The organism is Marinomonas profundimaris (assembly GCF_000508165.1).
GTDB lineage: Bacteria > Pseudomonadota > Gammaproteobacteria > Pseudomonadales > Marinomonadaceae > Marinomonas > Marinomonas profundimaris.
In genome coordinates, this window is sequence record NZ_AYOZ01000001.1 from 116808 (window position 1) to 130589 (window position 13782).

The following is a 13782-nucleotide window of genomic DNA, read 5'->3' on the forward strand; positions in this document are numbered from 1 at the left end:
CGTTGAGCCTACTTATAATTGAGAGAAAATTATTATGTCTATTAGTATCGACGAACATAAAATAGAGCAAATCTCTGGAAAGGACTGGGATAAGTCGTATGAAGTAAAAGCTATTCTCCTGCTTTTTTTAGGTTTTGGTTTGGTTGGGATCGATAGGTTTATCATCATGCCTATGTTCCCTGTGTTGGCAAAAGAGCTCAATTTAAATTATAGCGATATTGGCTTGCTCACTGGAGCGCTGGGTATCGCTTGGGGATTTTCCTCCATATTTATGGGAAGGTTTTCAGATAAAGTAGGGCATAAAGCCATTCTTATACCTTCTTTAGTGCTTTTTTCATTACTGGCCGGTTTCAGTGGATTGGCGACAACGCTTGGTTCGTTGTTACTGATTCGTATTGGCATTGGTTTAGTTGAGGGTGCTTATACTCCGAGCAGTATTATTGCGACGCTGGATGCTTCGAAGCCTTCGAGAGTGGGGTTAAATATCGGTCTTCAACAGGCGGCATTTCCACTGTTTGGTTTAGGGATTGCGCCTGTATTAGTGACACAATTATTAAATGTGGTTGATTGGCATTTTATCTTTGCCTTAGTCGCTTTGCCTGGATTTGTTGTTGCTTATTTCATGTATAAAATACTGAGAGATAACCCACACATACTGGCAAACAGTCCCAAGGAAGAAAAAGCTGAGGCGGTAATTAAAGAGGTGCCAGCGAGTAAATGGTACGACATATTTAAATATAGAAATGTATCGTTAGGTGTTGTATCCATGTTTTGCTGGTTAACCGCGTTGACAGTATTGGCGGCATTCTTGCCAAACTACCTAACGGATTATCTAAAGTTAAGCTTAAACCAAATGGGCTTTATTTTGTCCGCTATTGGCTTTGGTGGCACAGTCGGGACGATATGCTTACCTGCTTTATCAGATAAAATAGGACGAAAAGCCGCAGTGAGTTTGTCAGCTCTTGGTGGTGCGTTATCCTTGCTGATGCTAATCCGTATGGATGCTAGCAGTATGACCGCGCTATTCACGGTTGTGTTTGTTTGTGTATTTTTTATCTACAGCTTACTAGCATTAACGGTTGGCCCTATTAGCGCGGAATCTGTGCCTAAGCATTTACGTTCTAGCTCTTCGGGTATGGTCATTGGTACAGGAGAGATATTTTCTGGCAGTGTGGTATCTTTTATGGTCGGTATGGTCGCACAAGTCTTTGGTATTCAATATATTTTATATGTTGCTACTGGGGCAATGGTTTTGGGGTTCATTGTGACCCTCTTTTTAAAGGAAACTGCTCCTTCCAAAATTAACCGTCAGAACATCTAACATGATCTAGAAAAATGGGATGATAATCCCCTTGTTATCCCATAAATTTCTGTCATTTCAAGAGCCTCATCTGAGGCTCTTTTTTTAGTATTTTTACCTAGCTTACCAGAGTGCGGATCTAGCCCAGTTTATTCGTTAAGTTGAAACCATCTGTCACGGCTAAAGTGTGAGAAGTTTCTACTTTTTAGCGGGCACTGTTTTGTCAGGTAAACCTTATTGGTTACGTTTTTATACAATTCTCAAAATATGTACTTGTTGATAAATCTCAAATAGTGGGATATATTGATTTTAAAGTATGACCTTCCTAAGCTTTTAATGCATCACTCATTTAATTTTAGGTGTTGTTTAGCGTATGGAGATGGTTAAAGAGCTTTGAATCATGACTATAAAAACAACTAAGTTGATTATGATCAGCGCGAGGTTTGTAAAAAATGAATATAAACAATAATAACCCAGCAAAATATTCCGATTTCTCACTACAGTTTATAAATGGCGAGTGGGTTTCCGGATCTTCATCTCGTTCCTTAGAGAATATCAATCCGTTTAACAATGATGTACTTGGCACTATCCAACTTGCTTCATGTGATGATGTTGATAAGGCGTTTCATTGCGCTCAATCTGCACAGATATCGTGGGCAAAAAGAGATGCTGCAGAGCGAATTGGCTACATAGAGAAAATTCTTTCTATCCTGAGCAATCGCAAAGAAGAAATTATTGAATGGATTATTCAAGAAAGTGGCAGTACACGTATTAAGGCAACTCTAGAATGGCAGAGTACTTATGCATTAACAAAAGAATGCATGAGTTACCCTGATCGTGTTGAAGGCAAAATGATGAGCCATCCTGTTAATGGCAAGAAGAGTTTTGTCTTTCGAGAAGCGCTTGGCGTTATTGGTGTCATCAGCCCTTGGAATTTCCCTCTTTATCTCAGTATTCGTTCTATTTTTCCCGCTATCGTGCTTGGCAATACCGTTGTTGTTAAACCTGCAAGTGACACACCTGTTACGGGTGCTTTATTGATTGCTAAAATTCTGGATGAAGCAGGGTTACCACCAGGCGTTTTTAACGTCGTTGTGGGGGCGGGCAGTGAAATAGGTGATTATTTTTCCGCGCATAAAGTACCAAGCTTAATCTCTTTTACCGGCTCTACCGATGTAGGTCGTAACGTTGGTCGAATTGCAACGGGCGGACAATACATTAAGCGCATAGCGTTAGAGTTGGGAGGTAACTGTCCTCTTGTTGTGCTTAACGATGCGGATTTGGATGCAGCTGTACGAGCAGCAGTACTTGGGCGCTTTTTGCACCAAGGTCAGATTTGTATGAGTACAAATCGTATTATTGTTGATAAGTCGCTTTACGCTGATTTTTCCGAGATGTTTGTTGAACGTGTCCGTAATCTTAAAGTTGGTAATCCATCTGAAGCAGACACAATCATTGGGCCGATTATTAACAAGCAGCAACTTAATGGCTTGCTGAATAAGATCAAGCACGCTGACGCTAGTTTAGATAAGTTGTTTGGTGGTGAGCATCAAGGCCAACTTTTACCACCACATGTCTATGGCAATGTTTCTAATCGCCATGCGTTAGCACAAGATGAAATATTTGGGCCAGTAGTGTCTCTGATTGTTGCTGATAATGAGTCGCATGCTTTGCAGCTTGCGAATGATACCGAATATGGATTGTCGAGTGCTGTCTTTACTTCAGATATGGACAGAGGCATTAATTTTTCTCGCGGTATCGTCGCGGGAATGACGCATATTAATGACATCACAATCGACGACCAGCCTAATGCTCCTTTTGGCGGTGAAAAAAATTCTGGGCTTGGTCGCTTTAACGGCGATTATTTGGTTGATGAATTTACGCGTACACATTGGGTTACTTGGCAAAAAGCGCACTCGAATTATCCGGTTTAACCCTATTCGAGACCTTCGCTGGAAATATCCTGCCAAGGTCTCAATTTGAGTATCTTTTTGACTGAATGTGAGAAGAGGGGGACGATATGCAAACTGAATCGATGATGCATTTATCTACCGAAGGTATTGAAGAACAATATCGTTTATCCAATTGGGTACAGTACATTACTAATTTTGTTGGTAAGGGCCCAGATCCTTTTAAACCGGCTGAGGTAGTTCATTCTCAGCCGATAGGTAAAGGGGAATTTGAAGGGAATTTAGAAAGTGGTAGTTTAGGCAGTCTTCAGCTTTCTAGATTGCGAGTGAGCCCCCATCGATTTAGGCGATCATTGAATGCACCGACTTCCTTCGCCGCCACTCCGATACTTCTTGTTGTTCAGTTAAATGGTGTCACTTGTCTAAAAAGCTCTGGAGCAAAAGAATATCTTGAACCCGGTTCTGCCTTTATTTTTGATACTCGTAATACATTTGAGATTTCAAATGACGAGTATTCAGATCAGCTTGTTGTGGCGATACCTCGTAATAGCTTATCAGTAGCAAATGGCTTTTTTAATACTTTAGGGCATAAGCTATGTAATGATCACGGCTTAACTAAGTTGCTTTATGGCATGTTGAGTGAGTCTATTTTTAATTACGACTCTCTGAATTTAGACTCGAAAATTAGCTTAGGCCAGTCTGTATTACAGTTGTTACCTAATATTCTAGATCAAGGAACGGTTGAGGATATTGAGCTTCTTGGTACGTCGACTGATATTACTACTCAGGCGGTTAAAAACTATATTGAGCAACATCTCGACGACCCATTGCTAACCATAGAGCGAATTGCTGAAGCCAATAACTGCTCTGTAAGAACCATTCATCGGTTATTTAAACACTGTGAAATTGGCGGTGTTGGGCATTATATTTGGGATCGAAGATTGAGAGCGGCTGCAAGGAAGTTGATTGATCCTGGGTTTAGCCATTGTTCAATTACAGACATTGCTTTTAGCTGGGGATTCAGTAGTAGTGCTCATTTTAGCCGATGCTTCAAAGTATCATATGGAATGACGCCTCGGGCGTATCGAAATGCCGAGCTCCTTATGAAATGTAAAAATGCATAACTAAAATGAGTTGTCTTTGCCTGTTGATGATCTGAAAATTGTTTGGTGATCAGCGGTCAGTAATCGGATGTTACGATTCGCTGATCTACCCAGTACAAACCGCTTTAAGTAATGGATCATCGTTTTCCAATGCATGCCATGTGGATTTAGAGTCTGATGCTGTGGATGCGCTAAATGACTGAGTAAAGTCTGCTCTTGCACCTTGTACGCAATCGACAACCTGAGGAACGCGTTTTGCCATGTGTCGACGCTCAAAGAAATATAAGTCGACGAGAATAAGGTTTGGATCAATTTTATTTTTAGCTGAATTGGCGACATCAGCGGCAATAAAACGAACGGTTTGAGGAAAAACGTAACTCCAAGGACGCCAAGGCGCTTCTTCTTGGACTGCCTTTACCACCACAACGCCGTCTGGTAAAAGGCTGGTTTGATGATCGTACCAGTCGTATTCGCCTTGCACTTGAAAGCCCAGCATCGCGGTACCTGCAAACACAGGAACCAGCCATTTAGGGGCGGTTTGTTTGGTGATTTTTCGTAATAACAGAGCAATACCTGCGCCACCCATACCGGCAAAAATGGTAGCAATGAGTTCCCAAAACATAAGCGCTCTCTATTTGATTTTTGTGTATGTGGATTTGTAGTATAAGGAAATCGGGCCTCACAACATAGTAAGGCCCGATTTTAATGCAAGTCGATTAGGTTAAACCTTAATGGTCAACCGCACCGCCTGCACCTTGAGGGTAACGAACGCTTTCAACTAGGTCTTGAATTTCCTTCGGTGGTGGAGGCGTCATAGAAGACACTGTGAACGCAACCGCGAAGTTAATCACTGCACCGATGGCACCGAATGACAGTGGAGAAATACCAAATAACCAGTTATCAGGTGTGTTCGCGAACGACGCAGTACCTGGGATAAAGAACCAACCTAGGAACAAGAAGATGTAAACCAAGGTTGAGATCAAGCCCGCTAGCATACCAGCGACAGCACCTGTGCTGTTTACGCGTTTCGAGAAGATACCCATCATCAACGCAGGGAAGATAGAGGCCGCAGCAATACCAAAGGCCAGTGCTACCACTTGAGCCGCGAAGCCCGGTGGATTCATCCCCAGATAGGTTGCCACAAGAATGGCGACGAACATGGATATCCTTGCTGCTCGTAATTCCCCTTTGTCACTGATATTGGGGTTTATCGAGCCTTTTATTAAGTCATGACTGATGGCGGACGATATCGCCAACAACAAACCAGCGGCGGTTGACAGTGCCGCAGCAAGACCACCTGCAGCGATCAAACCAATAACCCAACCTGGAAGGTTTGCGATTTCTGGGTTTGCCAATACAAGAATGTCTCGGTTAACCACTAACTCATTACCTTCCCAACCACGAGCCGTTGCTTCGTCTTGGAATGCAGGTACATCGTTGTAGAACTGTACGCGACCATCGCCATTTTTGTCTTCAAATTTGATTAGACCCGTTGTTTCCCAAGTCTGAACCCAATCTGGACGTTCAGCGTATTCAATCGGTTGTTCAGTTGGACCAGATGGGTAAATAGTCGTCAATAGGTTTAGACGAGCCATAGACGCAACAGCAGGTGCTGTTAGGTACAACAATGCGATGAATACCAATGCCCAACCAGCAGACCAACGAGCGTCAGCCACTTTAGGCACTGTGAAGAAACGAATGATAACGTGAGGAAGGCCGGCTGTACCTATCATCAGAGATAGAGTGAACAGAACCATGTTCAGTTTGTTATCAACATCCGCTGTGTAATCTCGGAAGCCGAGCTCTCGTACTACTTCGTCCAGTTTTTGCAACAATGGCAAACCAGATTCTGTGTGTGTAGAGAAAAGACCAATAGCAGGAATAAAGGTGTCTGTTAATTGTAGAGAGATAAACACCGCAGGAATGGTATAAGCGATGATCAATACAACGTACTGAGCAACCTGTGTATAGGTAATACCTTTCATACCACCTAATACCGCGTAGAAGAAAACCACAACCGCAGCGATCATTAGACCTGTGCTTTTGTCTACTTCTAAGAAGCGAGAGAAAGCAACACCCGCACCAGTCATCTGACCGATAACGTAGGTTACCGATGCGGTAATCAAACACGCAACCGCAACCAGTCGCGCTGTGCGGCTGTAGAAACGATCACCAATGAAGTCTGGCACAGTGAACTTACCGAACTTACGAAGGTAAGGTGCCAATAGCATTGCAAGCAATACATAACCACCAGTCCAACCCATAAGGAAGGTAGAGTTAGCGTAACCGCCCGCAGCAATAAGACCTGCCATGGAAATGAAAGATGCCGCAGACATCCAGTCTGCTGCGGTTGCCATACCGTTTAATACAGGATGAACACCACCGCCGGCGACGTAGAACTCTTTCGTTGAGCCAGCTCGAGCCCAAAACGCGATACCGAAGTAAAGCGCAAAGGAACCGCCGACGAAAAGTAGATTGATAGTAAACTGATCCATACGACTTACTCCTGAAGGCCAAATTCTTCATCTAGTTTGTTCATTCTCCAAGCGTAGAAGAAAGTTAAACCGATGAATACGAGGATGGATCCTTGCTGAGCGAACCAGAAGCCGAGATCGGTTCCGCCAATATGGATGCCTGAGAGTAGGGGTCTGAATAGGATGGCACAGCCATAGGACGCTAACGCCCAAACTACAAGACTGCCTAAAATCAGCCTCAAGTTAGCTTGCCAGTATTTTTCTGCATTAGTGGTATGATCTGACACGATAGATCTCCTTATAATTATTTTTATACGCCCTATTAATTTAGCAGGCGTCTGCTTAATAAGAAGTCAGACTTTAGTCGCATAAGGCGTGAAAATAGCGAACATTTTTAATGCGTGATCTATGCGCGAAAAATGAAAAAAAGAGTGAAAAGACATGAATTTACGGATTAGAGAAAAAATTCTCGCAGTATGTTTGGAAAAAATAAAACAAAAGGGCGACGCGGTTCAAGTTTCCTTTTATGCTTTTTTTGCCAATAAAAACGACGATCCCGTTTTACTCATGAATGTGGCCCGCTGGTGGATTGAAAAACATCAGCTAAATCACTTTGAAAAAGCCACCAAAATTTACGCCATGGTGAAATCCATAGAAGGCGAACCTTTAGGCAAAACAACCGCTTATAAAGGTTTCAACCATCTGACGTTCAGTGTTTCTGATTTGGATCGATCTATAGCATTTTATAGTGAACTGCTTGGTTTTTCTGGCGAAGTGCGTTGGGCAACAGGCGCGTATTTGTCATACGGTAATTGTTGGCTGTGTTTGTCACTTGGTAATGTTTCTTCAAGTCAGGACTACACGCATGTTGCTTTTTCTTTTGATGCGGCTGCAATGTGGCATATTACTCAAAAAGACGGGTTTCCAAGCGTGACACAATGGCAGAAAAACACCAGCGAAGGTGACTCTTTGTACCTTGAAGATCCAGATGGGCATAAATTAGAATTGCATTCGGGGTCATTAACAACTCGCCTAGAGTCGCTAAGAAAAGCACCTTATGACGAATTAGAGTGGCTAGCGGAATGAATTCAACCCTAAGCGACGCTTGGATGGATAAGCCTTGGAAAATTCGTTGTATCACAGTGGAAGACGCGTTACCTATTCGTCATCGAGTATTGTGGCCGAATAAAAACATGGAAGAATGCCGCCTAGAAGACGACGAAAATGGCGCACATTTTGGTGTCTTTATTAATGACACCTTGGTGTGCGTTGCGTCGGTTTTTGTGGCGGAAATATTTAATGCAGCGCTTTTTAATAAGACACAACACACTGCACGATTACGTAAATTTGCAACGATCGAAGAATATCAGAATAAAGGTATTGGGCGTTTTGTTTTAAGGCATATAATGGCGTTAATGCAGCAGCAATCTGTCAGTGTGTTTTGGTGTGATGCTCGAGAGCATGCCATGTCACTTTATGAGTGCTGTGGCATGAGCGCACAAGGTGAACGATTTTTTAAAGGGGGCATTCCTTATCGGAAAATGTCGGTCATTCTTCCAGTCTCGTTGTGAAAAAAGACATCGTAATAGAGAAGCCAGTCTACTTTTGGAGGTAATACTTGATTCAAGCGATTTATGTAGCAAAAAAATCTAAGCAGCCTCAGATAGAAATTGACGCTGTGAAAGTCGATGCTGGTAAGGGCATTGTTGGCGATCGCTACTACGGTAAAAAAGGCATTGATGGTCCAAATATTACGTTTGTAGAAAGTGAAGAGATTGCCGCGTTTAATGCGAATTTTGGTCAACATATTGTTCATTCAGCGACAAGAAGAAATATCCTTACTCAAGGCGTCAGGCTTAACCAGCTGGTTGGGCAAGAGTTCTCTATTGGTGACGTGCGTTTTTATGGCGTGGAATTATGTGAACCTTGTGGGTCGTTAGGGAAGTCCCTTGCTAACGATTCATTGACATCGTCACAAGTGGTTCGAGCTTGGCTTCACCGTGGTGGTTTAAGAGCCAATGTCTTAAGCACGGGAATATTACGAGCCGGTATGCAGTTTAACTTAATCCAGAAATAAATAATCTGATTCATTCATAACGTCCCTACGTTATGAATGACGTTTGAAAAATGGATTAGACAATGTCTTCCGCTAGTACAAAGTATTTTATATCGTCAAACGCTTTGTTAAATGGTTGTGTTTGAGGTGTGTATTTACCTGTTTTGCAGTGCATTATAATCGTGTTGGCTTGGCTCAAATAGGTGTTTTTATCATCTGTTTGTTTTTGGACGTATTCTGTCGTTGATGGACGCCATAACAAACTGCTTAGCGACATTGGTGTGGTTGACTTTCCCTGAAACCGCCATAAGTCTGATGTTTGATCGTACGCATAAAAAGGTAGAATAGTCAGGCCGTGTTCTGCCACAAAATCGATGGCGTCCAAAATGAAATTCGCTTCTTCATCGTCTAAAAAATAGTTCAAATTGAATCTTACCCAACCGGGCTTGACGAGTTTTTCACCTTGTTTCATGGCTTGCTGAATGCGCTCTGATTGTACGCTATCAATGTTCAACAGCTGGTGCCCATAAGGCCCTGCACACGAACAACCTCCACGTACTTGAATGCCAAAGAGATCGTTCAATAACGCCGTCACAAACCCATGATGCAGATAGCCAAAGTCAGTTTTAATGCGAAAGGCGGTAATCGACAGTCGAGCGGCTTGGGAATGTCCTAATCGCTCGATGTGTAAGTGATTTTTCCAACGTTTGTCGATTAGTTGAACGAGTTCATGTTCACGCGATTCAATCGTTTTTGCCCCGACTTCTTGCTTCAGCTGGAAAACCAACCCTGCACGGATGGATTCGATAATACCGGGTGTGCCGCCTTCTTCTCGACGTTCGCCGATGGGTAAAAAAGCATGATCATCCGGTGTGACAAAAGACACAGTGCCTCCTCCAATCAGGCTGGGCTTGTCATTTTTAATGAGGGCTTTTTTAACGACTAAAATGCCCGGCGTACTGGGGCCACCAATAAACTTATGGGTTGAAAAGAAAATGGCGTCCTTGGCCAATGTTTTTGCTTCAGCTGGATTCATATTGAGTTCAACATAAGGTGCGGCCGCGGCAAAGTCCCAAAAAGCCAAGGCCTGGTAGTGATGTAATAGCGTGGTGATGGCATCTTGATCACATTGAATGCCAGTCACATTAGATGCGGCGCTAAAGCTGCCAATCAGTTGTTTTTTCTGATGACTTTTAAGCTGCTCTTCTAATGATGTTAAGCAGACACCGCCGTCTTTGGCTTCAGGGATACGAACAACTTCGATGTCCAATTCTCGCCACGGCAACTCATTAGAATGGTGTTCATAAGGCCCAATGAACACACACACGTTTTGCTTTTCTGTCAGTGTTAGTTGGCGTAAGCCTAATTGGCTAATTAAGGTGTTGATTGCGCTGGTGGCACCACTTCCACAAAACAAAACGAGGTCATCGACTGTGGCGTTAACGGCGTCTCGAATTTGTTGGCGTGCTTGCTCTCGAAAGGCTGTGGTTTGCTGGCCGGTAGCATTGGCTTCTGTGTGAGTGTTTGCGTAAAGCGGAAGCACTTGATCGCGAAGTGCGTCTTCGATGAAATCCAGACTTCGGCCAGAAGCCGTGTAGTCTGCGTAAGTTAATGTTCTTCGCCCAAATGGCGTTTGGATCTGAGCGTTGTGACCAATGACAGCATGACGAATACGGGCAAATAATGCTTCTTTGTTTGTTTGGTTTTGAATGTGGTTTTTGATCGCGGTTGTCATTGGTGGTTCCTTATTTGCACTTACCGCCTTTACCCATTGTTAACCTGCTTTTTCGTTGAGGCTCGGCAAAGGCAACTGCGTTGTCCATTTGATCTGCTCCATGGCAAAGTTTGAGTTAACGTCAGTCAGTGCGGTGGCACTAATTAATCGTTTATAAAATTTGTCGTACGCTGGGATGTCTTTTACCAACACGCGCAGCAAGTAATCGTATTCTCCTGCCATGCGGTAAAATTCAACCACTTCAGGAAATTCGGCTACAACGCGAGCGAATTCGTCAGCCCAGTTTGCATCGTGTTGGTTGGTTTTAACCTGAACAAAAACAGAGACTCCAAGCCCTAGTTTTTCGGCATCCAGCAACGCTACGCGGCGTTTGATAAAACCAGCTTGTTCCAGCTTTTGAACTCGTCGCCAGCAAGGCGTTTTTGATAGGCCTACTTGCTGTGCCATGCCTTCCGTCGAAATACTATCATCACTTTGTATTAAGGCAAGTAGTTGCAAATCTATCTCATCAAGGTGCATTTCGTTCTCTTTTTTGGTTATTTATTGGAATATGTTTTCATATTGGGGCGATTGTTTCAATAGGCTGAAATGTTATTCCTTAGTACTAAGGAATAACGGAATGTGAGTTCTGAAAATGCAGCAAAAAAAAGAATAAATAAATTAAATAAATACGATATCTTTTCAGTTTAAGAATAAATGTAACTTTTAATACTCATTATTTTCTGTGTTAATTGGTAGGTTAATGGCAAAAAGTGCATGATGTTTTAAACAAAATTTGTATCAAGAATATCACTGTAAATTCATGGAATGGTCGATCACGTTTTTTGATTTTATATTCCTGAAAGCTGTATATCTAAAGGCTTCGTTATCAATAACTTACAATTTTGTCATTTTATTATTGTGTTTTTAATCTATAAGTTAGCTTCCCCCTCTTAAAAAATCTCAAAAGGAGTTGAAAATGTCAGTGTTGTCTAATCTCAAGGTATCTCATGCCGTGACCATAGTCGGTGTGGTGCCTTCTGTATTTGCTGTTGTCATCATGGCGCTCTTAGTTTCGTATTTGAATGAAGGTGTGAAAGAGGGCAAATTGGAAAAGGATATCGTAAAGCTTTCAATGGCAATGGATGCAGTTGCTCATAATCATGCAGTAGAGCGAGGATTAACCGCAGGTTTTTTAGCCAGTAAGGGGCAAAAAAATAAAGCCGAATTATCCGCTCAGCGACAAGTGGCGGATCAAGCAGAGTCTACTTTACTTGGATTGACAGCGAATGATTTTGAGGCATTGGATCAGACTCAACTTGAACTATTAGTGCATCCGATTTTAGTTGGCTTCGAAGACAAAGCGTCGGTTCGACAATCGGTTGACGCACTTTCACCTAATAATGGCGCATTTTTCTATTACTCTGAACTAAATAGACATTCATTGGCGGCCATTAAACACGCCATTTTCGAAATTCGCGACCCTCATGCCACCAAAATTCTGGAATCGTGGTTGTCTCTTTTATGGATGAAAGAACGAGCTGGTCAATATCGAGGCGCATTAAATGGTGTCTTTACGGAAGGTCGTAGTTCGAGCGAACAACAGGCGAATATTAAGGCTTTTATCAAAGACGAGCAGTATTGGCAGGAAGAGTATTTAGAAGTCGCAACAGAGCAAGATAAGGTGCTGTACAAGACAATGATTGCCCACGCAGACTGGGGGAATGTGAATAAAATTGCTAACGATTTTCTGGCTTCGGAAAGCTTGGACGAGGTAACAGGTCCTGCGAATTGGTTTGCAATGGCAACGAAAAAAATCGGCTTGATAAAAACATTATCAAACAAAATTGAAAGAGAAGTAGTTGTGGTAAGTCATGAATTAGACCAAAAAGCGACGCTCTTTAGAGCTGTGTTGATTGTGGCTTTTTTCTTGGTGATTATTCCGATTATTGTATTTGCCCGAATCGTTATTAAATCCATTTCGCAACGAGTTGAGTTGATTAACCAAGCGCTTCATGCGGTTTCAGAGCAACGAGATCTCACGACGAATATTAACAATAAGTCCAATGATGAACTTGGTCAGATAATTGTTTCCTTGAATGGCCATTTGCAACATTTAAAAACGTCTTTCTTTTTGATGCACGAAAAAGCGAGTGACTCAAAAGTAAGCATGGATCAGCTGGGCATTGCCTCACGCAATGTTTTGTCTGAAACCAAGGCGCAATTCGCAAGAACAGACCAAATTGCAGTAGCGGTCGAAGAAATGTCGTTAACCAGCAACGCCATTTCTGAAGACATGCAATTGGCATCGAAAGAAACAGAAAGCATGCAACAACAAAGCTCGCAAGGCAGCGAGCGTATGCGTTCAATACTGGCATCGATGAAAAAATTATCCGAGGAAGTGATGGGCGGAAATAAAGCCGTTCAAGACGTCACGACGCAAACAGAAGCTATTGGAGCCATCTTACAAACCATAGAATCCATCGCCGAACAAACTAACTTGCTGGCGCTGAATGCGGCGATTGAAGCTGCACGAGCTGGCGAACAAGGGCGGGGTTTTGCGGTTGTTGCAGATGAAGTGAGAACGCTTGCGCAACGTACTCAAGGATCAACGGAAGAAATACGCACAACCATTGAGTCTTTGATTTTGTCGGGCAAAAATGCACTCAATTCCATGGGCGAATGTACTCAAATGGCGGATCAAACCATGGGCATCGTCAATGAAAACGTTTCTATGATTCAATCTTTGTTTGAATCGATAGACCGCTTGAATCAAACGATTGAGCGTGTTGCCACGGCATCAGAAGAGCAATCTCAAGTGTCTGAAGAGGTGAATCGAAACGTACAGGAAGTGAATGATATGTCTCAGGGCATTCTAGAGTCTGTGTCCCAAACGGATAAAGACACTCAAACCGTAAACGCACGGTTTGATGAAGTATTAAAAGAGGTGAATTCCTACAAGTTGTCGTAAGTTTTTCACGGTACTCAGTATTCATAAACAACCAAAGCGCGATTTTATTGAGCTTTGGTTTTTTTGTGACTTAAAAAGGTCTCGAACGACCTGATAAAAAAGGTGAGTCCGTGTCTGAAAGTAGGTGATCGAGCATGCTATGCCATGAGTATATTGTTGAATGAAGGCTTTCATTTGGCACAGGTTTTATGTGCAATAAAACCTTAATGTGAACGGCAATCTATTCGCCCAGTTTTTTGATAGAATATTACTGA

The 13782-nt window shown here is 42.6% G+C and carries 12 protein-coding genes and 1 pseudogene; 8 read left to right on the forward strand and 5 right to left on the reverse strand.

The window, feature by feature from the left end:
- Nucleotides 1–34 precede the first annotated feature (34 nt).
- The 3 genes from D104_RS19750 to D104_RS19760 all read left to right on the forward strand — a co-directional run bounded on the left by D104_RS19750 (nt 35) and on the right by D104_RS19760 (nt 4334).
- A complete protein-coding gene (locus D104_RS19750) occupies nt 35–1321 on the forward strand; it encodes an MFS transporter (protein ID WP_024022341.1) in 1287 nt (428 codons plus the stop codon).
- Nucleotides 1322–1752: 431 nt separating this feature from the next.
- The gene (locus D104_RS19755; RefSeq protein ID WP_024022342.1) at nt 1753–3234 is read left to right on the forward strand and encodes an aldehyde dehydrogenase family protein; all 1482 of its coding nucleotides are present in this window, start codon (nt 1753–1755) and stop codon (nt 3232–3234) included.
- Nucleotides 3235–3320: 86 nt separating this feature from the next.
- A complete protein-coding gene (locus D104_RS19760) occupies nt 3321–4334 on the forward strand; it encodes a helix-turn-helix domain-containing protein (protein WP_024022343.1) in 1014 nt (337 codons plus the stop codon).
- Nucleotides 4335–4419: 85 nt separating this feature from the next.
- On the opposite strand, the gene D104_RS19765 is transcribed toward D104_RS19760, so the two are convergent.
- From D104_RS19765 to D104_RS19775, 3 genes are all read right to left on the reverse strand, one after another.
- Nucleotides 4420–4935 (reverse strand): hypothetical protein, encoded by a 516-nt coding sequence (locus tag D104_RS19765; protein WP_024022344.1) that lies wholly within the window; start codon nt 4933–4935, stop codon nt 4420–4422.
- Between the two features lie 106 nt (nt 4936–5041).
- Complete coding sequence (locus D104_RS19770; RefSeq protein ID WP_024022345.1) at nt 5042–6808, reverse strand: sodium:solute symporter family protein; 1767 nt, start codon at nt 6806–6808, stop codon at nt 5042–5044.
- 5 nt (nt 6809–6813) lie between these two features.
- Nucleotides 6814–7074 (reverse strand): DUF4212 domain-containing protein, encoded by a 261-nt coding sequence (locus D104_RS19775; RefSeq protein ID WP_024022346.1) that lies wholly within the window; start codon nt 7072–7074, stop codon nt 6814–6816.
- A gap of 154 nt (nt 7075–7228) precedes the next feature.
- Here D104_RS19775 and D104_RS37430 point away from each other — a divergent pair.
- From D104_RS37430 to D104_RS19785, 4 genes and pseudogenes are all read left to right on the forward strand, one after another.
- Nucleotides 7229–7420, forward strand: a pseudogene (locus D104_RS37430) (DUF6500 family protein); the annotation flags it as partial.
- 6 nt (nt 7421–7426) lie between these two features.
- A complete protein-coding gene (locus tag D104_RS0118550; protein WP_051997722.1) occupies nt 7427–7873 on the forward strand; it encodes a fosfomycin resistance glutathione transferase in 447 nt (148 codons plus the stop codon).
- On the forward strand, nt 7870–8358 hold the full coding sequence (locus D104_RS19780) for a GNAT family N-acetyltransferase (RefSeq protein ID WP_024022348.1): 489 nt from the start codon (nt 7870–7872) through the stop codon (nt 8356–8358). Before D104_RS0118550 ends, D104_RS19780 begins: the two co-directional genes overlap by 4 nt.
- Before the next feature lie 47 nt (nt 8359–8405).
- Nucleotides 8406–8864, forward strand: coding sequence for an MOSC domain-containing protein (locus tag D104_RS19785; protein WP_024022349.1), 459 nt, complete (start codon nt 8406–8408; stop codon nt 8862–8864).
- A gap of 55 nt (nt 8865–8919) precedes the next feature.
- Here the strand turns inward: D104_RS19785 and D104_RS19790 are convergent, their stop codons facing one another.
- Both D104_RS19790 and D104_RS19795 read right to left on the reverse strand, forming a co-directional pair.
- Nucleotides 8920–10578: an aminotransferase class V-fold PLP-dependent enzyme gene (locus tag D104_RS19790; RefSeq protein ID WP_024022350.1), complete on the reverse strand. Its 1659-nt coding sequence runs from the start codon at nt 10576–10578 to the stop codon at nt 8920–8922.
- Nucleotides 10579–10617: 39 nt separating this feature from the next.
- Entirely contained in the window at nt 10618–11097 is a 480-nt protein-coding gene (locus tag D104_RS19795) for an Lrp/AsnC family transcriptional regulator (protein ID WP_024022351.1), read from the reverse strand.
- A 439-nt stretch (nt 11098–11536) separates the two neighbouring features.
- Between D104_RS19795 and D104_RS19800 the strand changes: the two genes are divergently transcribed.
- Nucleotides 11537–13528, forward strand: coding sequence for a methyl-accepting chemotaxis protein (locus D104_RS19800; RefSeq protein ID WP_024022352.1), 1992 nt, complete (start codon nt 11537–11539; stop codon nt 13526–13528).
- The last annotated feature ends 254 nt before the right edge of the window (nt 13529–13782 follow it).